The following is a 24,836-nucleotide window of genomic DNA, read 5'->3' as shown; positions in this document are numbered from 1 at the left end:
GCTAGAATCGGGGTTTATCGATCCGAACCGGGTGCCGCGCGCCCGCCGAAGGGACCCCGCATGAAACAGTATCTCGAGCTTGTCCGCTCGATTCTCGACACCGGCACCTGGCAGGAAAACCGCACCGGCATCCGCACGATCAGCCAGCCCGGCGCCATGCTGCGCTTCGATCTCCAGCAGGGCTTTCCCGCCGTGACGACGAAAAAACTGGCGTTCAAGTCGGCGGTCGGCGAACTGATCGGCTTTTTGCGTGCATCGAGCAGCGCGGCCGATTTTCGTGCGCTCGGCTGCAAGGTCTGGGACGCCAATGCCAACGACAACGCGCAGTGGCTCGCGAATCCGTATCGCGAGGGCACCGACGATCTCGGCGACGTCTACGGCGTGCAGTGGCGGCGCTGGCCGGCGTACAAGGTGCTCGACGCCGACGCCGACTCTGCGGCGGCCCGTCTCGCCGACGCCGAAACGCGCGGCTACGCGCGCGTGGCGCAGTTCGTCGAGGACGGCCGTCCGAAGGTGCTGCTATACAAGGCCATCGACCAGTTGCGCCAGTGCCTCGACACGATCGTGAACAACCCCACCGACCGGCGCATCCTGTTTCATGGCTGGAATCCGGCGGTGCTCGAGGAAATCGCGCTGCCCGCGTGCCATCTGCTGTACCAGTTCCTGCCGAATCCGGTGAAGCGCGAGATCTCGCTGTGCCTGTATATCCGCAGTAACGACGTGGGGCTCGGCACGCCGTTCAACCTGACCGAAGGCGCGGTGCTGCTGCACCTCGTCGGGCGCTTGACCGGCTATACGCCGCGCTGGTTCACGTACTTCATCGGCGACGCGCACATCTACGAAAACCAGCTCGACATGCTCAACGAGCAACTGCGCCGCGAGCCGTTCGACAGCCCGCAGCTCGCGATTTCGGAGCGCGTGCCCGAGTATGCGAAGACGGGCGTCTACGCGCCCGAGTGGCTGGAGAAAGTCGAGCCCGCCGACTTCTCGCTCGTCGGCTACCGGCATCACGAGCCGCTGACCGCGCCGATGGCGGTCTGATTCCTCGCTGTTCTCATCCCCGATAAAAATCCCGCAGTCCTGAAGAGGACTGCGGGATTTTTGTTGGCGCTGCCGCCGCTGTGACGCGTGCGGTGCAGGCGCTTAGCCATGCTGATGATTGTCGTGGCCGCTGTTCGCGTTCGGATTCGGATGCGGCGCAGGGGCCGGAGGCGGAGGCGGAGCCGGATGCGGCTGGGGTTGCGGCTGCGGGTGGAACTCCGCACGCGGCTGCGGCTGCGGTTGAGGCTGCGGTTGCGGGCGGAACTCAGCACGCGGCTGCGCTTGAGGCTGCGGTTGCGGACGGAACTCCGCACGCGGCTGCGCTTGAGGTTGCGGTTGCGGGCGGAACTCAGCGCGCGGCTGCGGTTGAGGCTGCGGTTGCGGGTGGAACTCAGCGCGCGGCTGCGGTTGAGGCTGCGGCTGCGGGTGGAACTCGGCGCGCGGCTGCGGCTGCGGTTGAGGCTGCGGTTGCGGGCGGAACTCGGCGCGCGGCTGCGGCTGAGGCTGCGGTTGCGGACGGAACTCAGCGCGCGGCTGAGGCTGAGGCTGCGATTGCTGTTGCGGTTGCGGTTGGAATGCCGCATGTTGCTCTGGCGGCTGCGGACGAACCTCAGGATGCGCTTGCTGCTGCGGCGGCTGCGGCATGCGTTCGGGCGCGGCTTCGCGCATCTGGCGCATCTGGGGCTGCGGCTGACTGCGGGAGACATCGCGCGGCTGTTGCATCGCGAATTGCGGCGGGCGCTTGTTCTCGCGCGCGGCGGGCTGGTCGCGCGTGGCCATCGGCGCATGCGGTTGCGTCCACATCGGCTGATGCGTTTCAACCTGTGCCGCGTTCGGTGCGCGGCCTGGCTCGCGAGCGGGCGTGCCAGGCATACCGCCGCGCATGGCCTCCGTCGGCCGGCCCGCAAACTGCGGCGGACGCGGCACGCCGTGGTCCTGCGTTGCCGGACCCGGACCGCGCGGATTCGCCATTGCAGGCACCATTCCCGCCTGGGCATGGTCCTGCACGGGCGCATGCGCGGCGAAGCCGGGTGCACGGCCGGGCTGCGGCGCCACGCTGGCGGGCCGTCCGTTCCCGGCGATCACCGGCGAATGCGGCGGCACCACGCGCACGTTCTGCTGGCCCCATGTCCGCTGCGGCGCGCCGAACGGCGCATGCGCGGGCGCGGAAGCACGCACTACCGGCGCGCCCGCGCCCGGCACCGTGCCGTGCTCGCGCGCGAAGCGTTGGGCGAGATTGTCGTGCAAGGCGGGCGGTGTTACCGGCGCGCGCGTCGCCACGACCTGGCGCTGTGCGAGCGCACCCGGCGGACGATAGTCGGCGCGCCGCATGTTGCCGCCGAAGCTGCCCGACACCGGCGCGATGCCCGGCGTGCCCGATGCGATGTGCGCGCCGCGCCATTGCTGCGGATCGACGCGCTGCGCGAAGCGCGCAACCGGCTGGCCGTGGACGAACGCTGTCGCGGGCACCGCCGTCACTGCGCCTGGGACGCGATAGTTCACGTACGTATTGTTCACGTACGTATTGCGGATGTTGATGTTGTTGACGACGGTCCGGTTCACCCGCTCGTAGTAGTCCGGGCTCCAGTCCGCCGAGCGCGGATGCCACGGCTCGCCCGGGCCGAGCGCGAACCACGCGACGCCTGCCGCCGCGATGCCGCCGCCGCTCAGTGCGATGCTCCAGTCGGGGCCGCCATCGCCGCCGCCGACGAAGGCGACGAGCGCAGGCGCATAGACCGGCGGCTCGCTGTCGATCAGCGGACCCGGAACCCAGGCCCACTCATCGTCGATATTGGCCCAGCGTCCGTAGTGGTAGGGCGCGAAACCCCAGGGCGCGTCGTCGACCCACGTCCAGCCCCACGGCGCCTGCCAGACCCACTGGCCGTCGTGATACGGCGCCCAGCCCTCGGGCTGCGCGTTCGGCTCCCAGACTTCGCCGTATTGCGGGTCGTCGTGCCAGGTGCCGTTGGCGTCGAGGTCCTGATAGCCCGGCATGTCGCGCGAAACATAGCGCGCCGAGATCGAGCGGTCCTCCGCGGCGTCACGCGCGCGCGCCCACCGATCGAATGAATCAGGCGGCGGTGCGGGTTCGCTGGCCTCTTCCTGCAGGTCGGTTCCGGCGAAGCGGATCTGCTGGCCCGCCGACATCGGCAACTGGCCGTTCTCGCCGTAGACGGTCGCGCTGCCGCTACGCACCGTCACGGTCGTCGAACTGCCGTCCGGCGCTACGTCGACGCGATAGTCGCCGGGGCCGTTCACGCCAAGCGCGAGATTCGGCGTGTCGATTTCCCAGGCGGTGCCGCGGGGCAGTTCGCGCACCCGCGTCGAGAGCGTGCCTTGCGCGACCTTCAACTGGGCTGTCGAATCGTCGAGATTCAGGACGTCGACGCTCGTCTGTGCGCCGACGCGGACCGCCGTCGATCCGATGTGCAACTCGGAGCGCGCGTTTGCGTCGTCCCAGAGCTGGTCGCCGGTCGTGAGCGGGCGGTTGAGCTGGGCGTAGGACCAGTCGGTCGCGCCTGCGGGTTCGGTCGTGACGGGGCCCGCCATGTAGTCGAGCCGCGCGACGCGCCCTGGCGGATCGATGCTGGCGTTCTGGGCGGCGGGTGCGCCGCCGGGCGCCGACTGGGCGAACGTCGGCGCTGCAGCGAGATTAATCGCCGCCAGCGCGGCGCAGGCGATGAGCGTGCGGCCGGTGGTCCGGCGAAACTGGATGATCGTAGCGGTGCGGTGCTTCACGTTGTTTCTCCACAGCACGCCTTCTTGTTCGGCGTGTTCTGTCAGGAACTGTAGCGGCCTCGCTTGTTTCCATGCGCGCGGAATTGTAATGGGCCATCCCCGATATGTAACAGAACGTGTGTCGCCGGCTGAGCGTGCAAGATCGTGCGGAAAAGCGCCGGTTTTGCGGGTGAAAACGCGGGTGAAATCGGGGGTGAAATCGCGGGTGAAAAGACCGGGCGCGCGGCGTATGCGGTGCCGCGCGGCGAAGCGTAATCGCGGGGGGAAACGCGTCAGCTCGCAATGAGCGTGTCGAACGCGCGCCGACCTTTCGGCGTGATACGCAGCACGCGCGGCAGGCTCGCGCGTTCGACCCAGCCGCCCGCGATCCACGCGTCGAGCAGCGCCGCGCCCAGTGCGCCGCCAAGGTGCGGTCGCCGCTCGCTCCAGTCGAGGCAGGTGCACGCGAAACGGCGGCGTCGCGAGCGCAGCGCGCCGATGTCCACGCCCCAGTCGCGCAGGCGCGCGGCGCCGCCCGGTGTCGCGTCGATGTTCTCGCCTTCGCACACCAGCACGCCGTCGCCGACCAGCCGCTCGAACACCTGCACCGCGACTTCGCCCGCCATGTGGTCGTAGCAGGTGCGTGCATGGCGCATTTCGAGCGGTACGGTGCGCGCGGGCTTCGTCGCGGGCAATGTCGCCGTGCTCGCCTGGGCGACGTTCATCAGCGCTTCGATTGCCGCGGCGACATCGGGCGTTGCGATCCGGTAGTAGCGGTGACGGCCGCGCACGTCGAGTGCAAGGAGGCCGCCTTCGGCGAGGCGCGCGAGGTGCGCGCTCGCAGCCGATGGCGAAAGACCTGCGATCAGCGTGAGTTCGCCGGCCGGGCGGGCGCTGCCGTCCATCAGCGCCCACAGCATGGCGGCGCGGCCGGGATCGGCGAGCAGCGCGCCGATGCGCGAGAGACCGGGAAAATGGCGCGTATCGGCGGCGGGTGTGGCTGGCATGGCGATTCCTCGATGGTGGTCCGGCGGCGGCATGCGGGTGCTCGCAGTTGCCCCGCAGTTGCCTGCTTGTGCCTGCTTGCGCCCGCCAGCGTGCGCATAACGTCACTTTAGCCGCACGCAGCATGCGACGTTTCAGTGCGGCATGAAATATCGAATTCCGCGTTCGTGCAGGCCGCATGCCCACGGCGCTAGAATTCAGGTTCTTATCCCGACTTCATCCACTGCAATGACGCGTTTTCTTGCCATCGCGGCCGCGTGCTCGCTCGCGATTCTGTGCACGGCGTGCGCCGGCGGCTCCATGCCGTCGAGCGACGCAAGCGGCATCACGATGTACGGCACGCTCGACGAAGGCATCGTCATCCGCCACTGATCGCCGCGCCCGTATAATCGACGCCTTTCGAGACAACCCCCCGCGCGAGCGGACATCCCACGAGCGGAGCCCATCATGAGTACGCCATCCCAGCCGCTGGACCGTTCGGAAACGACGTTTCGCTTCCTTGCCGAGCCGACCTCGGTGAATTTCGGCGGCAAAGTGCACGGCGGTGCGCTGATGAAATGGATCGACGAAACCGCCTACGCGTGCGCCGCCGTCTGGTCGGGCCGCTATTGCGTGACGGTGAGCGTCGGCAATATCCGCTTTCGCAGGCCGATTCAGGTCGGCAACATGGTCGAACTGCGCGCGCGCGTCGTCGCGACGGGCCGCACGTCGATGCACATTCACATCACCGTGCACGCGGGCGATCCGAAGAGCGGCCAGTTGCGGCTCACGACCGATTGCCTGATCGTGTTCGTCGCCGTCGACGAAAACAACAATCCGGTTCCGGTGCCGTCGTTCGTGCCGGAAACCGACGAGCAGAAGCGCCTCGCCAAATACGCGCTCGACGTGAAGGAAGCGCTCGACGCGATCGTCGAACTGAAGCCCGACGAAGTTGCGAAGGGCGTCGTTTAGTGCGTCTTTCAGGGCTTCGTTTGAAGCATCGATAAAAGCGGGCGGCCTGGGCCGCCCGTTTGCATGTTTGCGCGCGTGCGAAGGTGAGTGCGAAGGTGCGTGCGCAATGAACGCCGCTACGTCTTCAGATTCCCGACCATCTCCTCGGGACGCACCCACTGATCGAACTCCTGCTCGGTGACATGGCCGAGCGCGAGCGCGGCGGCCTTGAGCGTCGTGCCTTCCTTGTGCGCTTTCTTGGCGATCTGCGCGGCCTTGTCGTAGCCGATGTGCGGATTGAGCGCGGTGACGAGCATCAGCGATTCGTTGAGCAGCGTGTCGATGCGCGTGCGGTTCGGCTCGATGCCCACGGCGCAGTGATCGTTGAAGGAGAGCGCGCCGTCCGCGAGCAGTCGAATCGACTGCAGCACGTTATGCGCGATCATCGGGCGAAATACGTTCAATTCGAAGTTGCCGCTCGCGCCGCCCACATTCACGGCGACGTCGTTGCCGAACACCTGGCAGCAGAGCATGGTGACTGCTTCGGATTGCGTAGGATTCACCTTGCCCGGCATGATCGAACTGCCGGGCTCATTCTCGGGAATCGACAATTCGCCGAGCCCGCAGCGCGGTCCGCTCGCGAGCCAGCGAATATCGTTGGCGATTTTCATGAGGCTCGCGGCAACGGTCTTGAGCGCGCCGTGCGCGAAGACCAGCGCATCGGCGGCGGCCATCACCTCGAACTTGCTCGGCGCCGTCACGAAGGGCACGCCGGTGAGCCTGCCGATCGTTTCGGCCACCTTCTGCGCGAACTGCGGGTGCGCGTTCAGTCCCGTGCCGACCGCCGTGCCGCCCTGCGCGAGTTCGTACAGATGCGGCAGCGCCGACTGCACATGGCGGATGCCCTGATCGAGCTGCGCGACATAGCCGGAAAACTCCTGGCCGAGCGTGAGCGGCGTGGCGTCCTGCAGGTGCGTGCGGCCGATCTTCACGATGTCGGCGAAAGCCTGTGCCTTGCCGTCGAGCGTGTCGCGCAGCGTCTTCAACGCGGGCAGCAGATGCCTGACGATGCCGTACGCGGCGGCGACGTGCATCGCCGTGGGGAACACGTCGTTCGACGACTGACCGCGATTCACGTCGTCGTTCGGATGGACGAGGCGCGCTTCGCCGCGCTCGCCGCCCAGCATCTCGCTCGCGCGGTTCGCGATCACCTCGTTGAGATTCATGTTGGTCTGCGTGCCGGAGCCGGTTTGCCAGACCGCGAGCGGGAATTCGCCGGGATGTTTGCCCGCGATGATCTCGTCGGCGGTCTGCATGATGGCGTGCGCCTTTTTCTCGTCGAGCACGCCGAGCCCGAGATTCACCTCGGCCGCCGCGCGCTTGATCGTGGCCAGCGCCGTGATCAGCTCCGGCGACTGCTTCTCGGTGGAAATGCGGAAATTCTGCAGGGAGCGCTGCGTCTGCGCGCCCCAGAGGCGCGCGGCCGGCACGGCGATTTCGCCGAACGTGTCGCGTTCCATTCTTGTGTCTTCGGTCATGGTCCACTCCGGTGGATGGTGCGGCGTCGGCTCGCGGGGTCGAAGCCCGACGCCGGATCGCGCACTCAAAGCGCGCGGTCGGCGTTTGCAGTCAAGGCTCGCGGTTAAAGCTCGCGGTTAAAGCTCGCAGTTAAAGCTGATTGTCGAGCGGCAACAGCAAGAATAGCCCGGTTAGCACATTCCGGTAGAAACCCGCGTGCGGATCGAGGTTGTAGGTGTGAACCGCGCCGTCCTCGACGTCGGTCCAGACGAGCGGCGAATGTGCGGCGGTGTTGCCCGTGAGCATCGCGCGTTCTTCAGGCGTGGCGAGTGTCACGCGGTAGCTGAGTTCGGGCGAAGTCGCGCGCGCGAAATAGCTGGCGACTTCGTGCGCGAGCGTGGGGCTGTCGATCGTGAGTGCGAGTTCTGTGTTGAGGCGCGCCGAGCGCGGATCGAGATTGAGCGAACCGATCACGAGCGTGCGTTCGTCGATCACGTAAGCCTTCGCGTGCAGGCTCGCCCGCGAGCGCGAACCCGCGATGCCGTGCAGGTGCAGATCTTGCCGCCCCGGATGGGTCGGCTTGAACTCGTAGAGTTCGGCGCCCGCGCGCAGAAGCGGCACGCGGTAGGGACTGTAGCCGGCCTGCACGACGATGGCGTCGGTCGCGGCGAGCGAGTTGGTGAGGAACGCAACGCGCACGCCGCGCGCGCTCAGCTTGCGCACTTCCTGCACGCCGGTATCGTGCGGCACGAAATACGGCGTGAACACGAGCACGCTCGTCTGCGCGGTGCGGATGCGCTCGATCAGCGAGCGCATCGCGTCGCCTGGCTGCGCGCTCTGCGTCTCTTGTGCGTTGGCGATCTTGCCGGGCGAATCGGCGACGAACGTGCAATCCGCCCAGTCGAGCCCCAACTGGTGCCCGGCGATCTGCGCGGCGAGCGGCGTGGCGTTCAGCGGCTTCGCATCGTATGGGTCGGCGTTGTTGTGCCAGTGCGCGCGCAACATGTTGCGCGCGTTGTCGAGCTCGTGCGGATCGAAGGTCTGATGATTCAGCGCGCTGAGCGGATACGACAGGCTGCTGTTCCAGTAGTCGTCGAAACTCGCCGACACCTGGGCGGCGACCGGACCCGCCGCGAGCACGTCGAGGTCGGTGAACTGCAGCGTCGGGCTTGCGCTGAAGTATTCGTCGCCGAGATTGCGGCCGCCGACGATCGCCAACTGGTTGTCGACGATCATCGCCTTGTTGTGCATGCGGCGCGTGAACTGGTCGAGGTCGGTGAACAGGTTTGCCGTGCGCGTGAACATGCTCTCCTGCGCGCTGCCGTACGGATTGAACACGCGGATCTCGATCAGCGGGTGCGTGTTCAGCGCGGCCATCAGGCTGTCGATGTCGTGGAAGTTCAGATCGTCGACGAGCATGCGCACGCGCACGCCGCGATCGGCTGCGTAGAGCGCCGCGCCGAGCAGCAGCTTGCCGGTCGCGTCCTCGTTCGCGATGTAGTACTGCAGATCGAGCGTGCGCGTCGCCGCGCGGGCGAGCGCGATGCGCATCTGGAGCGCGTCGGTGCCGGTCGCGAGCAGGCGAAAGCCCGACTGGCCCGGATGCGCGGCCTCGGGTGCTGCGAGCGCGGCGTGAAGCGGCGTGTCCGCGGAGGGTGACAGTGCGTGCGTGGTCTGGCGCGGGAGCGCCGTGGCGGGCGGGCGTGTCGCGCATGCTGTGACGAGCGAGGCGAAAAGCAGCCCGCAAACCAGGGCGAAACAGGCGCGCATGAAGAAGACGATGCGCGGTGTGCGGCTCGCGCGGGAGCGGGCGGGGGACGGCGAGACGCACTGCGCGTGCGGGGCCGCGCGGTTGCGGCATGGCGAGGAAACGGTCAGGGCGGGATGCGCGGTCAAGCAGAGTCTCCGGGGCGAACGGGGCGCGCAGCGTTTCGTGTTCGTTTTACGGCGTTCGCGAGGATTCTACGGGAAGCGGCGCGGCGGGCGCCGCGAGCCGTCCCGGCGGCAGCCGTCGTTTCAGACCGGCTGGAAACGTCGAGACCCGGGCGCACGCGACACTGCATTCGTCCTGAACGAATGGAGATGGCGATGCCTGCAGCGAAGCCTGTGACGACCTTGAACGTCGCACGCGGAATGTGCCGCACATGGCGTGCCGCGCGCGGCGCTTCAGCCGCGCGCAGCGGATCCAGCGTCGCGGCGCAGGCTCCTGCGGTGAAAGCGCAGCGTCATCAACAGCGCGACGGTGGCGAGTCCGGCGGCGAGGCCCCACCAGAGGCCGCGCGCGCCAAGGCCGAAGTGGAACGCGAGCACATAGCCCGTGGGAAAGCCGATGCCCCAGTAGCCGAGCGTGGCCGCCAGCATCGGCACGCGCGTGTCCTTGAGTCCGCGCAGGCAGCCCGAACCCACCGTCTGCACGCCGTCGACGATCTGGAACAGCGCAGCCACACCGAGCAGCGACGTTGCGAGCGCGACGGTCGCCGCGTTGGCGGGGTCGTCCAGATGCAGGTACAGGCCGACGATCCAGCGCGGCGCGAGCACCATCACGAGCGCCGACATCGACATGAATCCCACGCCGAGCCCGAGCGCGGCGAATCCCGCATGGCGCGCCGCATGCGGTTGTCCCGCGCCGGCCCAGTAGCCGACGCGTACGTTGGCCGCCTGGCCGATCGCAAGCGGCACCATGAACGACACGGATGCCACGTTCAGCGCGATCTGGTGCGCCGCGAGCGGCATCGCGCCGAGCAGGCCCATCAGCAGGCCGGTGGCGAGGAACAGCGTGGCTTCGACGGCGTAGGTGATCGCAACCGGCCAGCCGATCGAGACGAGTTCGCCCATCAGCGGCGCCGTGGGCCGCCGTGCGGCAACGAAATGCTGGTGCGAGGGCCGCAGGTGCAAGAGCGCCATCAGCACGATGGCGATGAGCCAGACCGTGATCGCGGTGGCTGCCGCCGAGCCGAGGAACCCGAGCCGCGGCAGGCCCCACACGCCGTGAATGAGCCCGTAGTTGAGGAAACCGTTGACGAACACGCACGCGATCGACACCCAGAGCAGCCGTTTTCCCGCACCGATCGCGGGCAGGAACGAGCGCATGAGCCCCACGCCGATCAGGCTTGCGGGCGCGCCCCAGCGCAGCACGGCTGCGTATTCGCCGACGTGGCGCGCAAGCAGCGCCGGCTCGCCGAGTGCGAGCAGGATGGGCGTGGCAAACGAGAGCAACGCGAACGCGGGCAGCGCGAGCATCAGCGAGAGCGCGAAACCGGTCCAGTAGATGTGCGGAACGTGGCTCTCATTGTCCGCGCCGCGCGCCTGCGCGACGCTTACGCTCACCGAAGTCAGCACGCCCTGCAGCACCGTCACGACGACGAAGAACAGGTTCGCGCCGAGCCCGCCTGCGGCGAGCGCATCCGCGCCGAGCGAGCCGAGCAGCACCGTGTCGGTGACGCCCATTGCCATCTGCGAAAGCTGCGCGATGGCGAGCGGCGCGGCAAGACGGGCGGTGTCGGCGGCGTGGCCGGTCAGCGTGGGCGGCGCGATGGCGCGCGTGGCGAGCGTCGGTCGAGTCATGAAAAACAAGCGGCGCGAATAATCGCGCCGCGTATACGTTAGAGAGGAGAGGGCGTTCCGTCGAAGCTGACAGCTTATGGCGGGAATGCCGCGTTGTCGATCACGAGGCCCGTTTTTGGTGCGGATTCTTTCAATCGGCTTCGCGCACGGCGATGCGCGTGTCGCCGAGCAGCACCACCTGGCCCGCGCGGATCTTGCAGGTTTTGCGCAGTTCGACTTCGCCGTCCACCTTGACCGCGCCCGACGCGACGATCTGTTTGGCCGAGCCGCCGCTATCGGCGAGTCCGGTGATCTTCAGGAGGTTGTGCAGTTCGACGAAATCGCCGGTCAGCGTGAAATCGAGGTTGGGCATGGCGTGTGGGGTTCTCCGGCCAATCAGGCGGGCAGGAATCGGGTGAGTCGAAGGGTTCGCATCATAAGCGATGTGATGCGGCCATGTGCTGCGACCATGTGCTGTGCGTTGACCCAATGGCGGTGTTTTCGCTCGCAACATGGCTTCGGCGTGCTTCAGAGAGGATACGCCAGGGCATGCGCTGCGCCGAACCGCTGCCGTTCGGCGATGTCGGCGATAAATGCCGCCAGATCGCGCTGCGAGCGGCGCTTGCGGGCGCGGGGTGTATGGATATACAGTATGCGTCGCCGCCCCCGATCCCTGACGCCCACTGCCGTGTCCACCGTTGTCGACAACCCCGTACCGAGCACCGCCGCCTGGCTCGCGAAGCTCAACGACGCGCAGCGCGCCGCCGTCGAACATGGCGGCCCCGGCGCATTCGCTCCGGGCGCGCCGCTGCCGCCGCCGCTCCTCGTCATCGCGGGTGCGGGTTCGGGCAAAACCAACACGCTCGCCCATCGCGTCGCGCATCTGGTCGTCAACGGCGCCGATCCGCATCGCATCCTGCTGCTGACGTTCTCGCGGCGCGCGGCGCTCGAAATGACGCGCCGCGTCGGCCGCATCGCCGCCGGTGTGCCGGGCGCGGCGGCTACGCTTGCCCAGGGGCTCACGTGGGCGGGCACGTTTCACGGTATCGGCGCGCGCCTGCTGCGCGAGTACGCCGACCACATCGGCTTGTCGCCCGCGTTCACGATCAACGACCGCGAGGATTCCGCCGATCTGATGAACCTCGTGCGCCATGAGCTGGGTTTGTCGGCGAAAGACAAGCGCTTCCCGTCGAAGTCCACGTGTCTCGCCATCTACTCGCGGGTCGTCAACACCACGGACTCGCTCGCGGACGTTCTCAATCGCGCGTTTACCTGGTGCCTCGAATGGGAGCCGCAACTGCGTGCGCTCTTCGCGGCGTATGTCGATGCGAAGCAGAAGCAGAACGTCCTCGACTACGACGACCTGCTGCTCTACTGGGCGCACATGGCGGCGGAACCGTCGATCGCCGCCGATCTCGCGAGCCGCTTCGATCACGTTCTGGTGGACGAGTATCAGGACACCAACCGCCTGCAGGCCGCGATCCTGCTCGCGCTCAAACCCGACGGGCGCGGGCTCACGGTGGTCGGCGACGACGCGCAGGCCATCTATTCGTTTCGCGGCGCGACCGTGCGCAACATCCTCGACTTCCCGGCGCAGTTCGATCCGCCTGCGCGCCAGGTGACGCTCGAGCGCAACTACCGCTCGACGCAGCCGATTCTCGCCGCGTCCAACGCCGTGATCGACGCCGCGCGCGAGCGCTTCACGAAGAACCTCTGGAGCGAGCAGGCATCGGCGCAGCGTCCGCGCCTCGTGACCGTCGCCGACGAAGCCACCCAGGCGCGCTATGTCGTCGAGCAGATTCTCGCGGCGCGCGAGGAGGGCATGAAGCTCAAGCAGCAGGCCGTGCTGTTTCGCGCCGCGCACCACAGCGCGACGCTCGAAATCGAACTTGCGCGCCGCAACATTCCGTTCGTGAAGTTCGGCGGGCTGCGCTTTCTCGATGCCGCGCACGTCAAGGACGTGCTCGCGGTGCTGCGCTGGGCCGAGAATCCGCTCGACCGCGTCGCGGGCTTTCGCGTGACCCAGCTCATGCCGGGCGTCGGTCCGGCAACGGCTGCGCGGCTGCTCGATCAGGTTGCGGCGTGCACGGGCGCGTACCGCGCCGCCGAGGCGCTTGCCGCGTTCGCGCCGCCGCCGCGCGCGGCAGCCGACTGGGCTGCGTTCGTCGCGCTGATCGAGAGCATCGGCACGCGTGCGACGCCGTGGCCCGCCGAATTCGAACTGGTGCGGCGCTGGTACGAGCCGCATCTGGAGCGCAACCATGAAGACGCGTCGGCGCGTCTCGCGGATCTGCTGCAAATGGAGAGCATTGCGAGCACTTACGCGTCGCGCGAGCGCTTCCTCACGGAACTCACGCTCGATCCGCCCGATGCGACAAGCGCCGAATCGGCCGATCCGCTGCTCGACGAGGACTACCTGATTCTCTCGACGATCCATTCGGCCAAAGGGCAGGAGTGGCGCAACGTGTTCGTGCTCAACGGCGTGGACGGCTGCATTCCGTCCGATCTGGGCGCGGGCAGCGACGAGGAACTCGAGGAAGAGCGGCGTCTGCTGTATGTGGCGATGACGCGCGCGAAGGACGATCTGCACATCGTCGTGCCGCAGCGTTTCTACGTGCACAACCAGACTGCGTCGGGCGACCGCCATGTCTGGGCGTCGCGTACGCGTTTCATTGGGGCGTGTGCGCTGCCGCTCTTCGAGTCGTGCGCCTGGCCGCCCGCGCCCGTGGTGACGGCGCCGGGCGCGGCAGGCCTTGCGGCCGCCGCGAAAGCGAAGATCGAGATCGGCGCGAAGCTCAGGAAGATGTGGGAGTAGGCCGCTTCGGCCTGGTGCAACTTAGTGTGAGTTGGTGTGGCCGTGCTGCTCGTTGTTCCGGGGTGGGATGAACACGTTGCGCAACCAGGCGGCGAGACGCGAGAAGAGGTCGTCGGGTTCCTCGACGAAAATCTCCGGCTTCAACAGGCGCAGATACTCGACGATCTGCTGCGCTTCCTGCTTCTGGAACGCGCCGTGGTTGATCGCGAGGCGCAGCAGCCCGCGCAGTTCGCCAAGGCGCTCGCGCGCGATGCTGCCGGTGCTCGTTTCGCAGCCGATCTTCGCTTCGTAGATGCGCTGGCGCATCGATTCCGAGAGGCGCCACGCGGGCGTCTGCATCGTCTCTTCGAGCACCCGCATGTCCTGCACGGATGCCTTGATCTGCGCCGCGAGCGGATCGATCAGCACCGATTCGCCCTGCGCCTCGGTGACGATCGCCTCGGCCCAATCGCGGCACTGCTTGGTCAGCTCCTCGGGCGTCCACTCGGGGCGCGACGCAAAGCCGAAGCCAAATTCGGTCGCCTGCCGCATCAGGATCGAGACTACTTCGGGGAATTCCTTGTCGAGCGTGCGCTTGGCCCAGGCATACTGCCCGCCCGCCAGCATGCGCTGCACCGCGTGCTCCGTGAGCGGCACCATGTTGTCGAGCAGCTTGGCGCGCAGGAAATCCTCGAACGACGGCGTCGCGAACTGCGGATCGAGCTTAAGCGACACGCGCAAGAAGGCTTCGAAGTCCTTGCGCAGCGTCGCAAGGGTTTCGTCCTTGAGATTGAGGGTGATGTGCCCCATGTGGTCGTCCCGTGTAATCCGTGCCGTATTGCATCGTGCCGGCGCAAGATGCACCGCGAGCATGAACCACCGGCCGCGAGCGCGTGGTCAGTGGCGCCAAAGCAGGCTTTGACGGGATTAACGGCGAAACGAAAGGAAACTTGAGCGGGGCCGCGCGGGCCGCGCCTCGCGCGGCGATCCCGCCTGCGGTTTTGCGCGCGGCTTTGCTGGCGCTTTTGCCTGCGCTTTTGCCTGATCCGTCAGCGCAGGACGACGCCTTGCCAGAGGAAGAACACGGCGAGGCCGACCGCGATCGTGACGAGCGGCCGGCGCGTGAGCGCGCTGACCACGATCGCCGCGAGCGCGCCGACCAGCTGCGGATTGCGCCACGTAAGTTCGGCGCCCTGGCCATGCGGCGAAACGGCCATCGGCACGATGATCGCGGTCAGCACGGTCACGGGCACGAAGCCGAGCGCGGTGCGCACGAGCGGCGGGAACACGAGGCGCTCGCCCAGCACGAAGACGGCGGTGCGCACGAGCCAGGTGATGACGGCCATGCCGAGAATGAGGACAACGTAGCTCATTGACCGGCTCCTGCGGTATTGCGCGCGGCGCCCGCCGGGCGTGCCGTACCGGCGCTGTCGCGCGAGCCGCGCGGCAGCGAGAGCACGACGCCGACGGCGACGCCCGCCAGCACGGCGGCGAGCAACCCGAGCTTGTACGGCCAGGCTTGCCAGAAGAACGCGAGCGCGCCGGCGGTCACGGCAGCGGCGATGTAGCGCACGGCGACGAGCTGCGGCACGACGATGGCGATGAAGGTGGCGACCATCGCGAAGTCGAGGCCGAGCGACTGCAGGCCGGGAAACGCGGCGCCGAACAGCAGGCCGACGGCGGTCCAGATCTGCCAGTTGACGTACATCGCGACGCCGGAGCCGAAGAAGTGCCACGGCGAGACGTCGTCGCCGGGCGGGTGGCGGCGGAAGTGGGCCCAGGCGACGGCGAAGACTTCGTCGGTGAGCAGGCCGCCCAGCACGAGACGCCAGCGCAGCGGCAGATGGGAGACGTAGGGTGCGAGTGTCGCGCTATAGAGCACGTGGCGCAGGTTAACGACGAGCGTGGTCGCCCAGATCACGACGAAGCTCGCGTGCGAGGCGATCAGGCCGAGCGCGATGAATTGCGCGGAACCGGCGAACACGGCGAGCGACATCAACTGGCCGTGCCAGAGCGCGAGCGGGCCCGAGGTGACGAGCGTGCCGAAGATCACGCCGAAGGGCGCGGCGCCGACCATCATGGGGAGGGTGTCGCGTGCGCCGGAGACGAATTCCTGGGAGCGGGTGGGGTGCGTGGTCAAACTGTCCTCCTGATACAGGACGACAGCATAACGGGCGCGCGTGTGCGCGGCTTGTACGTTCTTGCGCCAGCGGCGGGTGGGGACGGACGGGAGCGTGCGGCGCGGGGCCGGAACCGATGGGCCGGGTGCGCGTGGGTTCTGCGGGTTCTGCCGTGGGTTCTGCGGCGGGTTTTGCGGGTTTTGCCGGTTCCAGGCCCTACGACGACTGCCAGCGCCCCGGCGGCACGCCGAACACGCGGCGAAAGTGCCGTGTGAAGTGGCTCTGGTCGGTGAAGCCGCTGGCGGCGGCTACGTCGGCGACCGAGGCGCCCGCGCGCAGCGGCGCGAGTGCGCGCTGCAAACGCAGCTGCGTGCGCCACGCGTGCGGCGGCAGGCCGGTCGCCTGGGTGAAGAGCCGCGTCGCATGGAACGGCGAGAGGCCGACCGCTTCGGCGAGATCGGCCACGCGCAGCGGCGTGGCGAGGTCGGCGGCGAGCAGGGCTTTCATCGTCTCGACGCGCGGATCATTCGTCTGCGGGCGCAACGGAGCTTCGGCCGTGCTGCCGTGGCGCACGAGCAGCGTCGAGAGCGCGTCGAGCAAGGCGCCTTCCACCGCGAGCGCGTCACCAGCCGGTACGGAACCGGCGCTGATGCCTGAGCCTGAGCTTGAACCTGAGCCTGAGCGGCGCCGGTCGGTATCGGTTTCGAGCAGCTGGTGGGCGCGCGAGAGGCGGCGGGCCAGATCGGGATCGCGGATCACATCGGCGCCGAACCACGGCAGCGGCTGCGCGCGGCCCGCGATTTCGGCGGCGAGAGCTTGCAGGTAGTCGACGGGAACGTACATCACGCGATAGCGCCAGCCCTCGTCGACGGCGCGCGAGCCCGTGTGCAGCTCGCCCGGACTGATGACCGGCACCGTGCCCGCTTCCGCGACGTACTGCGTGCCCCGATAGCGATAGCACTCGGCGCCTTCTTCGATCACGGGGATCGCGTAGGCATCGTGCCAGTGCGGCGCGAACGTGTGCTCGTGATATTCGGCGGTGAGCAGATCCGCGCCCGGCAACAGCGGCGTGCGCCAGTAGCGGGCAGAATCGCGGAAACGGCGGGCGGTCATGACGGGAGTCCGAAGCAGGCCCTTAGTTTAGCGTGTAGCGCGGCGGCTAGCGCAGCGGGATCGCGGTCTCTGGCGGCACCGGTACGGCGCTGACGCTGTTCTTCGCGCTGCCGCTCACGACGCGGTCGCTGTAGGTCAGGTAGACGAGGGCATTGCGTTTGGCATCCACGACGCGCACGACGTGCAGCGTCTTGAAGAGAAACGACATGCGTTCGCTGAAGACATCGGATTGCTGCCTGAGCGGGCCCGTGAACGACAGCGGCCCGACCTGGCGGCACGCGATGGACGCTTCGGTGGGATCCTCGGCAATGCCAAGCGTGCCCTTCACGCCGCCCGTGCGCGCCCGCGAGACGTAGCAGGTGACGCCCTTCACCTGCGGATCGTCGTAGGCTTCGACGACCACGCGGTCCGATCCGGTGAAGCGGAAATTCGTATTCACGCTGCCGATCTCTTCGGCGTGTGCGGCGGCGAGTGCGCCGAGGCATGCACCGGCGACGGCGGCGCGCGACAGCAGGGAGGCGAGACGAAACACTTTCACGGGGATTCCCGAAGAGGACCAGACGCTATTATCGGGCAGGGTGTGACGCTGCTGTCGCATTGACCTGCCGTCGTCTGCCCGCGAGGCGCATGACATGAGAAGCCGCGAAAAAGAAAAAAGGCGTTGCACGAAATTCGCGCAACGCCTTCGATTTTTGGCTCCCCGACCTGGGCTCGAACCAGGGACCTACGGATTAACAGTCCGGCGCTCTACCGACTGAGCTATCGGGGAACAGCAATACAGCAAAATCTTCACTACATAAAAAAACCCGTTATGGTCAACGGGCTTTTGCAATTCTATGCAAATTCCTGTGCCAGATTCTTGGCTCCCCGACCTGGGCTCGAACCAGGGACCTACGGATTAACAGTCCGGCGCTCTACCGACTGAGCTATCGGGGATCAACAAAAGCAGAGAACGAGATTCTATGGGGCGCGGTGGGATCTGTCAACACCTCTTGCGCCATCCTTAAGACAATTCGCTTGCCGGACGACGCAACGGTCGCGAAGACCGTCATGGAGAGAGTGTGATGAGCGTGCTCACCGCAGCCGTGGCAGCTTTAGCAGCAACCCCGGCAGCACCCGCAGCGATAGTCTCGGCAGAGACTGCGCACAGCCACCGCCTTGCACCGCGCTTCTACAACGCGGCGCGAGGCACGGCAGAAGCGCTGTTTAGCGCTGGAGCATCCCGAGCTTGTCCTTCACGTCCTTGAATTCGTCGGCTTCGGGCAGCGGCGACTTGGTCTTCGTGATGCTCGGCCAGCCCTTTGCCAGTTCGGCGTTCAGGTCGATGAAGTTCTGCTGGTCGCCAGGCACGTCTTCTTCGGCGTAGATGGCGTTCACCGGGCACTCCGCTACGCACACTGCGCAGTCGATGCACTCGTCCGGATCAATCGCGAGGAAGTTGGGACCTTCGCGAAAGCAGTCCACCGGGCACACATCGACGCAATCGGTATAGCGGCACTTGATGCAGCTTTCGGTCACAACGTGGGTCATTCAGGCAACTCCTGCATGCTTTGTATCGGGGGGATGGTGCGTGCGCCAGGCGCCTGCGCCAAAAACGCTATTGTAACTGAACGTGAATTCTCCCAGCCAGAGGCAAGCGCCCGTTATCAGATCGTTTAGTGATTAGTTTATTGCAGCCGCGAGCGTGCGTGCTCATTGTCCCTGCTGTCCGCGCGGGCGTGCCGCCGTGCAGCGGCGTGCGTGTGCGCGTGCAGTCCGCCCGGCAAGGCGTGCATGCAATCGGGTAACATTGTCGCACCGCTGGCGCGGCGCCTGCCGGGACCCGCGCGTGCGCCATTGCGTCACGGGTCCGGGTGTTGTGCAGGTTTTCGCAGGCCCGCGTCCTCAGAATGCAGTCCGGCCGATTCACCATGATCATTACTTCGCTGCTCGACACCGATCTCTACAAATTCACGATGATGCAGGTGGTGCTGCATCACTTCCCGGCGGCGAGCGTGGAATACCGCTTTCGCTGCCGCACGCCGGACATCGACCTCGTGCCCTACGTCGACGAGATCAGGAGCGAAATCCAGAAGCTCTGCCGTCTGCGCTTCAGCGAAACCGAACTCGAGTACCTGCGCCGCCTGCGCTTCATCAAGAGCGATTTCCTCGATTTCCTCGCGCTTTTCCATCTGAGCGAGAAATACATTTCCGTCACGCCCTCGCCGAAGCAAAACGGCGAGATCGACATCGAAATCACGGGCCCGTGGCTGCACACGATCCTCTTCGAGATCCCCGTGCTCGCGATCGTCAACGAGGTGTACTTCCGCAATACGCAACAGGCTCCTCAGTACGGCGAAGGCCGCGAGCGCCTGCGCCACAAGATCGAACTGCTCGGCGCGAAGCCGGAGTTCGCGGACTGCAAGATCGCCGACTACGGCACCCGCCGCCGTTTCTCGAAGCGCTGGCACGAGGAGGTGATCCTCACGCTCAAGCAGGATCTCGGCGAGCAGTTCGCCGGCACGAGCAACGTGTACTACGCGATGAAGCACAATCTCACGCCGCTCGGCACGATGGCGCACGAATATCTGCAGGCCTGCCAGGCGCTCGGCCCGCGTTTGCGCGACTCGCAGATCTACGGCTTCGAGATGTGGGCGAAGGAGTATCGCGGCGACCTCGGCATCGCGCTTTCGGACGTCTACGGCATGAAGGCGTTCCTGCGCGATTTCGATATGTATTTCTGCAAGCTCTTCGACGGCGCACGCCACGATTCCGGCGATCCGTTCGACTGGGGCGAGCGCCTGCTCCAGCACTACGCGGACAATCGCTGCGACCCGCGCACGAAGACGATGATTTTTTCGGACGCGCTCGACATCCCCAAGGTGCTGAGTCTTTACCAGCGCTTTCGCGGACGTTGCAAGCTTGCGTTCGGCGTCGGCACGAACCTCACCAACGACCTCGGCTATCAGCCGCTGCAGATCGTCATCAAGATGGTCCGCTGCAACGGTCAGCCGGTCGCCAAGCTTTCCGATTCGCCGGGCAAGAACATGTGCAACGACCGCGCGTATCTCGCGTATCTGCGCCAGGTGTTCGGTATCGAGAGGCTGGCCGGCGAGGACTGCGCGAACGCGTAGCCGCAGCGGCGCGAGGTGACGCTCTTGCGGTCCATGTGCGTGCAGCCGCCGTTTTCGGCGCACATCGCGCCGGTATAATCGGCGCACGCCCGACTTCAACATAACGAGGACTGCAAATGGATATCGCGGATACCACGGCCGCCCGCCGCAGCATACTCGCGCGTATTCGCGCGGCCCAGGGTCGCAGCGCGACGCCGGACGCCGCCGAGCGCGAGGCCGTAGCCGACTACCTCGAGCGCCATCCCGAAGGCCCGCGTCCGCCGATCGAGGGCGATCTCGTCGCGCACTTCGTACGCGAGGCGCAGAAAATGTCGTCGACCGTCGACGAGGTCGAAGGCCTCGCCGCGGTTCCCGCCGCCGTCGAGCGCTATCTCGCTCAACACAACCTCCCGATGCAGGCCGTCGCCTGGCAGACGCTCGACGCGTTCGACTGGGCCGCCGCAGGACTTTCCGTCGAATTCCGCAAGCCGGGCGACCGCGATCTCGTCGGCCTCACGGGCTGCTTTTGCGCGGTTGCCGAGACCGGAACGCTCGTGTTGCTGTCGAGCCCGCAAACGTGGGCCTCGGGCGCGCTCTTGCCCGAGACGCACATCGCGGTCGTGCCTGCCTCGCGCATCGTGGCCGGTCAGGAAGACGCCTTCGCGCTGATTCGCACCGAACGCGGCGAGTTGCCGCGCGCGGTCAACTTTGTCTCGGGGCCGTCGCGCACCGGCGACATCGAGCAGACCATCGTCCTCGGCGCGCACGGGCCGTACCGCGTACATGTCGTCGTCGTGCATGGCGCGTAAGGGGAACATGCCGGCGCGCGGGCTACGCGCGCACACGGGGAGTTCGCGTGCGGCGCTGCGCCGTTGCGGGCAAGTCATGCATGGAATGCGGCGCGCAGCGACCGGCACAGGCGCCGCGCTGGTCTGGGGTTTGATGCCCGAGTACGCGCATGCCGAGGGCGTCGAAGCGGCCACGCTATCCGCAAGCTGGGCCTTGCCGTTCGCGGGTTTGCTGCTGTCTATCGCGCTCTTTCCGATGCTGGCGCCCGCATTCTGGCATCACCATTTCGGCAAGATCACTGCCGCCTGGTCGCTCGCATTCGCGCTGCCGTTCGCCGCGCTACACGGCATCGGCGCCACCTGGCCGATGTTGCTGCACGCGCTCATCGACGAATATCTGCCGTTTATCGCGCTGGTCGGTGCGCTGTACACCATCGCGGGCGGCATCAGCGTCTACGGCAATCTGCACGGGTCGCCGCGCACGAACACGGCGATTCTCGCGCTCGGCACGCTGCTCGCGAGCGTCATGGGCACGACCGGCGCAGCCATGCTGCTGATCCGTCCGCTCCTGCGCGCCAACGACAACCGGCGTCACAACGCGCACGTCGTCGTGTTCTTCATCTTCCTCGTCGCGAATGCCGGCGGGTTGCTGACGCCGCTCGGCGATCCGCCGCTCTTTCTCGGCTTCCTGAACGGCGTCGGCTTCTTCTGGACTGCTCAGAATCTCGCGCTGCCGATGCTGTTCGTCTGCGGCGTGCTGCTCACGATGTTCTATGCGCTCGATAGGTGGCTCTTTACCCGTGCAGGCGAAGCGCGTGCCGCGTTCCTCGACGCGACGCCGGACACCGGCCCGCTCGGCATCGGCGGCAAGATCAACTTCGTCCTGCTCGCGCTCGCCGTCGCGCTCGTGCTCATGAGCGGCGTCTGGAATCCCGGTCTGTCGCTTGCCTTCGCGGGCGCGCACGTCGAACTGCAGAACCTGCTGCGCGACGCGGGGCTCGTGGCGCTCGCGCTGGCGTCGCTCGCCTTCACGCCGCGCACGGTCCGCGCCGCCAACGACTTCAGCTGGGCGCCCATCGTCGAAGTCGCGAAGCTCTTTGCGGGCATCTTCGCGACGATCACGCCGGTCATCCTGATCCTGCGCGCGGGGGAGGCGGGCGCATTCGCGCACCTGATCCGGCTCGTGAACACGACGCCGGGCCAAACCGACGGTGTCGCCTATTTCTGGGCGACCGGTCTTTTGTCGTCGTTTCTCGATAACGCGCCGACGTATCTCGTGTTCTTCAACCTCGCGGGCGGCGACGCCCCGACGCTGATGACGGCCGGAGCGAAGACGCTCGCCGCGATTTCGGCGGGTGCGGTGTTGATGGGCGCGATGACCTACATCGGCAACGCGCCGAATTTCATGGTGAAGGCGATTGCGGAATCGCGCGGCGTGCGCATGCCGGGCTTCTTCGGCTATCTTGGCTGGTCGTGCGTGATCCTCGTGCCGGTCTTTTTGGCGACGGCCTGGGTCTTTTTCGCCTAGCGGCGCCGCCTGCGGTGCCCGACAATGACGCCACGCGGGCAACGCATGCGCAATCGAACCTGAAGTGGAGAGCAATGATGCAGAAGATCCTTGTGGCGAGGCCGATCTTTCCGGACGTGATCGAGCGGCTCAAGCAATATTTCGACGTCGACTGGAACAACGGCGACGCACTTCCCGCCGATGAACTCGCACGCCGTCTCGCCGACAAGGATGGCGCATTGACCGCGGGCGATCCGATCGGCGCCGCGGAGCTTGCCGCCGCGCCGAAGCTGCGCGTCGTCGCGAACATGGCTGTCGGCTACAACAATTTCGACATGGCCGCGTTCAATGCCGCGAACGTGCTCGGCACCAATACGCCCGACGTGCTCAACGAAACCACCGCCGATTTCGGCTGGGCGCTGATGATGGCCACGGCGCGCCGCATCACCGAATCGGAGCGCTTCCTGCGCGCGGGCAAGTGGCAGAAATGGGCGTACGACATGATGCTCGGCGCGGACGTGTACGGCTCGACGCTCGGCATCGTCGGCATGGGCCGCATCGGCCAGGCGATTGCGCGGCGCGCGAAGGGTTTCAACATGCGCGTGGTCTATCACAACCGTTCGCGCGTCGCGCCCGAAATCGAGGCGGAACTGAACGCCGAATACCGCACGAAAGAAGCGCTGTTGCGCGAAGCCGATCACGTCGTGCTCGTCCTGCCGTACACGGCGGACAATCACCACACGATCGGCGCGGCTGAATTCGCGCTGATGAAGCCCACTGCGACGCTCACCAACATCGCGCGCGGCGGCATCGTCGACGACGCGGCGCTGGCCGAGGCGCTGCGCGCGCGGCGCATCGCAGCTGCGGGCCTCGATGTCTTCGAGGGCGAGCCGGGCGTGCATCCGGCGCTGCTGACCGTGCCCAATGTCGTGCTGACGCCGCACATTGCGAGCGCGAGCGAAGCGACGCGCCGCGCCATGGCGAACCTCGCCGCCGACAACCTCATCGCCGCGCTGGGCGCTGGTCCGCGCGCGGGCCGTCCGCCCAATCCGATCAATCCCGCCGTGATGGGGAAAGCCCGTTCATGAGCCCGTTGCTCCTGATGTCCGCCGCGACGCTGCTGGTTGCCGTCGCGCTCGTGGTGGCGCTCGTCGCGTTGCAGCGCGCGCGCCGCAGCGATGAAGCGGAAACCGACGCGCTCCACCACGCGCTCGACGCCCTGAGCGACCGGCTCGCCGCCTCGACCGACACGCAGGCGCGCGCCGCCGAGCGCATCGAGCGCGAACTGCGCAACGAGATCGCGCGCACCGCGCAGGCATCGCGCAGCGAGTTCGGCGGCGGCTTCGCGCAGGTGCAGCAGGCACTCGCGTCGCATCTCACGAGCATTGCGACGGTGCAGAACAACCAGATCGACGGTTTCGCACAGCAACTCGTCAAGCTCACCGAGACCAATGCGCAGCAGCTCGACGCCGTGCGCCAGAGCCTGCAGCAGCAGGCGCAGCAGGCGCGCGACGAGCAGGGCGCGGCGCTGCGCCACTTCGGCAACGTGCTCGGGCAGCAGCTTGCGCAGCTCACCGAGGCGAACGACCGCCGTTTCGCCGAAGTGCGCGCAACACTCGAGCAGCGCTTGAAGGACATCGAAGCGAACAACGCCGCGAAGCTGGAGGAAATGCGCCGCACCGTCGACGAGAAACTGCACGCGACGCTCGAACAGCGCCTTGGCGAATCGTTCAAGCTCGTGTCCGATCGGCTCGAACAGGTGCATCGCGGGCTCGGCGAAATGCAGACGCTCGCGGCCGGCGTCGGCGACCTGAAGAAGGTGCTCACGAACGTGAAGACGCGCGGCACGTGGGGCGAAGTGCAGCTCGAAGCACTGCTCGAACAGATGCTCACGCCCGATCAATATGCGAAGAATGTCGCGACGGTGCCGAAGAGCAGCGAGCGGGTCGAGTTCGCGGTTCGTTTGCCGGGCCGCGGGGATGCCGGCGCGGGCGTGGGCGCGGGCGACACGGCCGCGCCGGTGTGGCTGCCCATCGATGCGAAATTTCCGCGCGAGGACTACGAGCGCCTGATCGACGCGCAGGAGCGCGCGGATGTCGCAGCTATCGACGAGGCTGGCCGTGCGCTGGAGGCGCGCATCAAGGCGGAGGCGCGCACGATTGCCGAGAAGTACGTCGCGCCGCCGCACACGACGGACTTCGCGCTGCTGTTCCTGCCGACCGAAGGTCTCTACGCCGAAATCCTGCGCCGCCCGGGTCTCACCGATCTGTTGCAGCGCGACTTCCGCGTGACGGTGGCGGGGCCGACCACGTTGACGGCGCTGCTCAACAGCCTGCAGATGGGTTTTCGGACGCTGGCGATCGAGCGTCGTTCGAGCGAAGTGTGGCAGGTGCTGGGCGCGGTGAAGACCGAGTTCGGCAAGTTCGGCGACGTGCTCGCGAAGACCAAGACGCAGCTTGAGACGGTGACGCGCTCGATCGAGGCTGCGGAGGTGCGCACGCGTGCGATGAACCGCAAGCTGCGCGACGTGGAGGCCTTGCCGGGCGAAGAGGCGACGAACCTGCTCGGCGACGCGCTGCGCAACGGCGCTGGCGACGAGTAGTCGCGTAGTCGCGTAGACGAGCAAGCCGCGCGATTCAACAGTCGAGAGACTCGAAACCCAGGACT

Annotated in this window: 21 protein-coding genes and 2 tRNA genes; 9 read left to right on the top strand and 14 right to left on the bottom strand. The window is 67.0% G+C overall.

What is annotated here, in order from left to right; genetic code table 11:
• The first annotated feature begins 60 nt into the window (after nt 1–60).
• Nucleotides 61–1,041, top strand: a complete 981-nt coding sequence (locus tag EPN59_RS17525) for a thymidylate synthase (protein WP_293034713.1) — start codon at nt 61–63, stop codon at nt 1,039–1,041.
• A 102-nt stretch (nt 1,042–1,143) separates the two neighbouring features.
• Here EPN59_RS17525 and EPN59_RS17520 read toward each other — a convergent pair whose 3' ends face one another.
• Together EPN59_RS17520 and EPN59_RS17515 are read right to left on the bottom strand one after the other, a co-directional pair.
• Nucleotides 1,144–3,780 carry a DUF6600 domain-containing protein gene (locus EPN59_RS17520; protein WP_293046508.1) on the bottom strand — a complete coding sequence of 879 codons (2,637 nt, stop codon included), beginning with the start codon at nt 3,778–3,780 and terminating at the stop codon, nt 1,144–1,146.
• Nucleotides 3,781–4,052: 272 nt separating this feature from the next.
• A complete protein-coding gene (locus EPN59_RS17515) occupies nt 4,053–4,766 on the bottom strand; it encodes a helix-turn-helix transcriptional regulator (protein ID WP_293033701.1) in 714 nt (237 codons plus the stop codon).
• Between the two features lie 226 nt (nt 4,767–4,992).
• Here EPN59_RS17515 and EPN59_RS17510 point away from each other — a divergent pair, with 226 nt between their 5' ends.
• Together EPN59_RS17510 and EPN59_RS17505 are read left to right on the top strand one after the other, a co-directional pair.
• Nucleotides 4,993–5,136 (top strand): hypothetical protein, encoded by a 144-nt coding sequence (locus tag EPN59_RS17510; protein ID WP_293033699.1) that lies wholly within the window; start codon nt 4,993–4,995, stop codon nt 5,134–5,136.
• Nucleotides 5,137–5,208: 72 nt separating this feature from the next.
• Entirely contained in the window at nt 5,209–5,715 is a 507-nt protein-coding gene (locus EPN59_RS17505; protein ID WP_293033709.1) for an acyl-CoA thioesterase, read from the top strand.
• 116 nt (nt 5,716–5,831) lie between these two features.
• Here the strand turns inward: EPN59_RS17505 and fumC are convergent, their stop codons facing one another.
• From fumC to EPN59_RS17485, 4 genes are all read right to left on the bottom strand, one after another.
• Nucleotides 5,832–7,232 carry a class II fumarate hydratase gene (gene fumC, locus EPN59_RS17500; RefSeq protein WP_293033697.1) on the bottom strand — a complete coding sequence of 467 codons (1,401 nt, stop codon included), beginning with the start codon at nt 7,230–7,232 and terminating at the stop codon, nt 5,832–5,834.
• 130 nt (nt 7,233–7,362) lie between these two features.
• Nucleotides 7,363–8,982, bottom strand: a complete 1,620-nt coding sequence (locus EPN59_RS17495) for a phospholipase D family protein (RefSeq protein ID WP_293033707.1) — start codon at nt 8,980–8,982, stop codon at nt 7,363–7,365.
• A gap of 396 nt (nt 8,983–9,378) precedes the next feature.
• Nucleotides 9,379–10,776 (bottom strand): MATE family efflux transporter, encoded by a 1,398-nt coding sequence (locus EPN59_RS17490; RefSeq protein ID WP_293033695.1) that lies wholly within the window; start codon nt 10,774–10,776, stop codon nt 9,379–9,381.
• Nucleotides 10,777–10,906: 130 nt separating this feature from the next.
• Nucleotides 10,907–11,128, bottom strand: coding sequence for an RNA-binding S4 domain-containing protein (locus EPN59_RS17485; protein ID WP_233863831.1), 222 nt, complete (start codon nt 11,126–11,128; stop codon nt 10,907–10,909).
• A gap of 315 nt (nt 11,129–11,443) precedes the next feature.
• Between EPN59_RS17485 and EPN59_RS17480 the strand changes: the two genes are divergently transcribed.
• A complete protein-coding gene (locus tag EPN59_RS17480) occupies nt 11,444–13,570 on the top strand; it encodes an ATP-dependent helicase (RefSeq protein WP_293033692.1) in 2,127 nt (708 codons plus the stop codon).
• A gap of 21 nt (nt 13,571–13,591) precedes the next feature.
• On the opposite strand, the gene EPN59_RS17475 is transcribed toward EPN59_RS17480, so the two are convergent.
• The 8 genes from EPN59_RS17475 to fdxA form a co-directional block, all read right to left on the bottom strand.
• Nucleotides 13,592–14,359: a DUF4088 family protein gene (locus tag EPN59_RS17475; RefSeq protein ID WP_293033690.1), complete on the bottom strand. Its 768-nt coding sequence runs from the start codon at nt 14,357–14,359 to the stop codon at nt 13,592–13,594.
• Between the two features lie 239 nt (nt 14,360–14,598).
• Nucleotides 14,599–14,922: an AzlD domain-containing protein gene (locus EPN59_RS17470; RefSeq protein ID WP_293033688.1), complete on the bottom strand. Its 324-nt coding sequence runs from the start codon at nt 14,920–14,922 to the stop codon at nt 14,599–14,601.
• The gene (locus tag EPN59_RS17465; protein ID WP_293033705.1) at nt 14,919–15,629 is read right to left on the bottom strand and encodes an AzlC family ABC transporter permease; all 711 of its coding nucleotides are present in this window, start codon (nt 15,627–15,629) and stop codon (nt 14,919–14,921) included. The genes EPN59_RS17470 and EPN59_RS17465 overlap by 4 nt, the downstream gene beginning before the upstream one ends.
• A 256-nt stretch (nt 15,630–15,885) precedes the next feature.
• Nucleotides 15,886–16,782: an AraC family transcriptional regulator gene (locus EPN59_RS17460; RefSeq protein WP_293033686.1), complete on the bottom strand. Its 897-nt coding sequence runs from the start codon at nt 16,780–16,782 to the stop codon at nt 15,886–15,888.
• A gap of 46 nt (nt 16,783–16,828) precedes the next feature.
• Nucleotides 16,829–17,320 (bottom strand): CreA family protein, encoded by a 492-nt coding sequence (locus EPN59_RS17455; RefSeq protein WP_293033684.1) that lies wholly within the window; start codon nt 17,318–17,320, stop codon nt 16,829–16,831.
• Nucleotides 17,321–17,475: 155 nt separating this feature from the next.
• Nucleotides 17,476–17,551: transfer RNA gene (locus tag EPN59_RS17450), tRNA-Asn, on the bottom strand.
• Between the two features lie 91 nt (nt 17,552–17,642).
• Nucleotides 17,643–17,718 (bottom strand) — tRNA-Asn (locus EPN59_RS17445).
• Between the two features lie 270 nt (nt 17,719–17,988).
• Entirely contained in the window at nt 17,989–18,312 is a 324-nt protein-coding gene (gene fdxA / locus EPN59_RS17440) for a ferredoxin FdxA (RefSeq protein WP_293033682.1), read from the bottom strand.
• Between the two features lie 380 nt (nt 18,313–18,692).
• Here fdxA and pncB point away from each other — a divergent pair, with 380 nt between their 5' ends.
• The 5 genes from pncB (at nt 18,693) to rmuC (ending at nt 24,771) form a co-directional block, all read left to right on the top strand.
• On the top strand, nt 18,693–19,895 hold the full coding sequence (pncB, locus tag EPN59_RS17435; protein ID WP_293033680.1) for a nicotinate phosphoribosyltransferase: 1,203 nt from the start codon (nt 18,693–18,695) through the stop codon (nt 19,893–19,895).
• Between the two features lie 116 nt (nt 19,896–20,011).
• Entirely contained in the window at nt 20,012–20,683 is a 672-nt protein-coding gene (locus EPN59_RS17430) for a lactate utilization protein C (RefSeq protein ID WP_293046506.1), read from the top strand.
• 85 nt (nt 20,684–20,768) lie between these two features.
• A complete protein-coding gene (locus EPN59_RS17425) occupies nt 20,769–22,190 on the top strand; it encodes a sodium:proton antiporter (protein ID WP_293046503.1) in 1,422 nt (473 codons plus the stop codon).
• 77 nt (nt 22,191–22,267) lie between these two features.
• Nucleotides 22,268–23,257 (top strand): D-glycerate dehydrogenase, encoded by a 990-nt coding sequence (locus tag EPN59_RS17420; RefSeq protein WP_293033703.1) that lies wholly within the window; start codon nt 22,268–22,270, stop codon nt 23,255–23,257.
• Nucleotides 23,254–24,771, top strand: coding sequence for a DNA recombination protein RmuC (rmuC, locus tag EPN59_RS17415; RefSeq protein ID WP_293033674.1), 1,518 nt, complete (start codon nt 23,254–23,256; stop codon nt 24,769–24,771). Before EPN59_RS17420 ends, rmuC begins: the two co-directional genes overlap by 4 nt.
• Nucleotides 24,772–24,836: the final 65 nt, after the last annotated feature.

This window comes from Paraburkholderia sp. (assembly GCF_004298475.1).
Classification (GTDB): Bacteria; Pseudomonadota; Gammaproteobacteria; order Burkholderiales; family Burkholderiaceae; genus Paraburkholderia; species Paraburkholderia denitrificans.
Note: the sequence above shows the minus strand (reverse complement) of the source record. Positions and strands in the feature narration are given on the sequence as shown.

What these genes read in the sequence shown, in the direction of transcription:
- EPN59_RS17470 (WP_293033688.1), bottom strand. Translation starts at nt 14,922, where the DNA reads ATGAGCTACGTTGTCCTCATTCTCGGCATGGCCGTCATCACCTGGCTC.
- fumC (WP_293033697.1), bottom strand. Translation starts at nt 7,232, where the DNA reads ATGACCGAAGACACAAGAATGGAACGCGACACGTTCGGCGAAATCGCC.
- EPN59_RS17460 (WP_293033686.1), bottom strand. Translation starts at nt 16,782, where the DNA reads ATGACCGCCCGCCGTTTCCGCGATTCTGCCCGCTACTGGCGCACGCCG.
- EPN59_RS17420 (WP_293033703.1), top strand. Translation starts at nt 22,268, where the DNA reads ATGCAGAAGATCCTTGTGGCGAGGCCGATCTTTCCGGACGTGATCGAG.
- EPN59_RS17475 (WP_293033690.1), bottom strand. Translation starts at nt 14,359, where the DNA reads ATGGGGCACATCACCCTCAATCTCAAGGACGAAACCCTTGCGACGCTG.
- fdxA (WP_293033682.1), bottom strand. Translation starts at nt 18,312, where the DNA reads ATGACCCACGTTGTGACCGAAAGCTGCATCAAGTGCCGCTATACCGAT.
- EPN59_RS17425 (WP_293046503.1), top strand. Translation starts at nt 20,769, where the DNA reads ATGCGGCGCGCAGCGACCGGCACAGGCGCCGCGCTGGTCTGGGGTTTG.
- EPN59_RS17490 (WP_293033695.1), bottom strand. Translation starts at nt 10,776, where the DNA reads ATGACTCGACCGACGCTCGCCACGCGCGCCATCGCGCCGCCCACGCTG.
- EPN59_RS17430 (WP_293046506.1), top strand. Translation starts at nt 20,012, where the DNA reads ATGGATATCGCGGATACCACGGCCGCCCGCCGCAGCATACTCGCGCGT.
- EPN59_RS17495 (WP_293033707.1), bottom strand. Translation starts at nt 8,982, where the DNA reads ATGCGCGCCTGTTTCGCCCTGGTTTGCGGGCTGCTTTTCGCCTCGCTC.
- EPN59_RS17485 (WP_233863831.1), bottom strand. Translation starts at nt 11,128, where the DNA reads ATGCCCAACCTCGATTTCACGCTGACCGGCGATTTCGTCGAACTGCAC.
- EPN59_RS17525 (WP_293034713.1), top strand. Translation starts at nt 61, where the DNA reads ATGAAACAGTATCTCGAGCTTGTCCGCTCGATTCTCGACACCGGCACC.
- EPN59_RS17510 (WP_293033699.1), top strand. Translation starts at nt 4,993, where the DNA reads ATGACGCGTTTTCTTGCCATCGCGGCCGCGTGCTCGCTCGCGATTCTG.
- EPN59_RS17465 (WP_293033705.1), bottom strand. Translation starts at nt 15,629, where the DNA reads ATGATGGTCGGCGCCGCGCCCTTCGGCGTGATCTTCGGCACGCTCGTC.
- pncB (WP_293033680.1), top strand. Translation starts at nt 18,693, where the DNA reads ATGATCATTACTTCGCTGCTCGACACCGATCTCTACAAATTCACGATG.
- rmuC (WP_293033674.1), top strand. Translation starts at nt 23,254, where the DNA reads ATGAGCCCGTTGCTCCTGATGTCCGCCGCGACGCTGCTGGTTGCCGTC.
- EPN59_RS17515 (WP_293033701.1), bottom strand. Translation starts at nt 4,766, where the DNA reads ATGCCAGCCACACCCGCCGCCGATACGCGCCATTTTCCCGGTCTCTCG.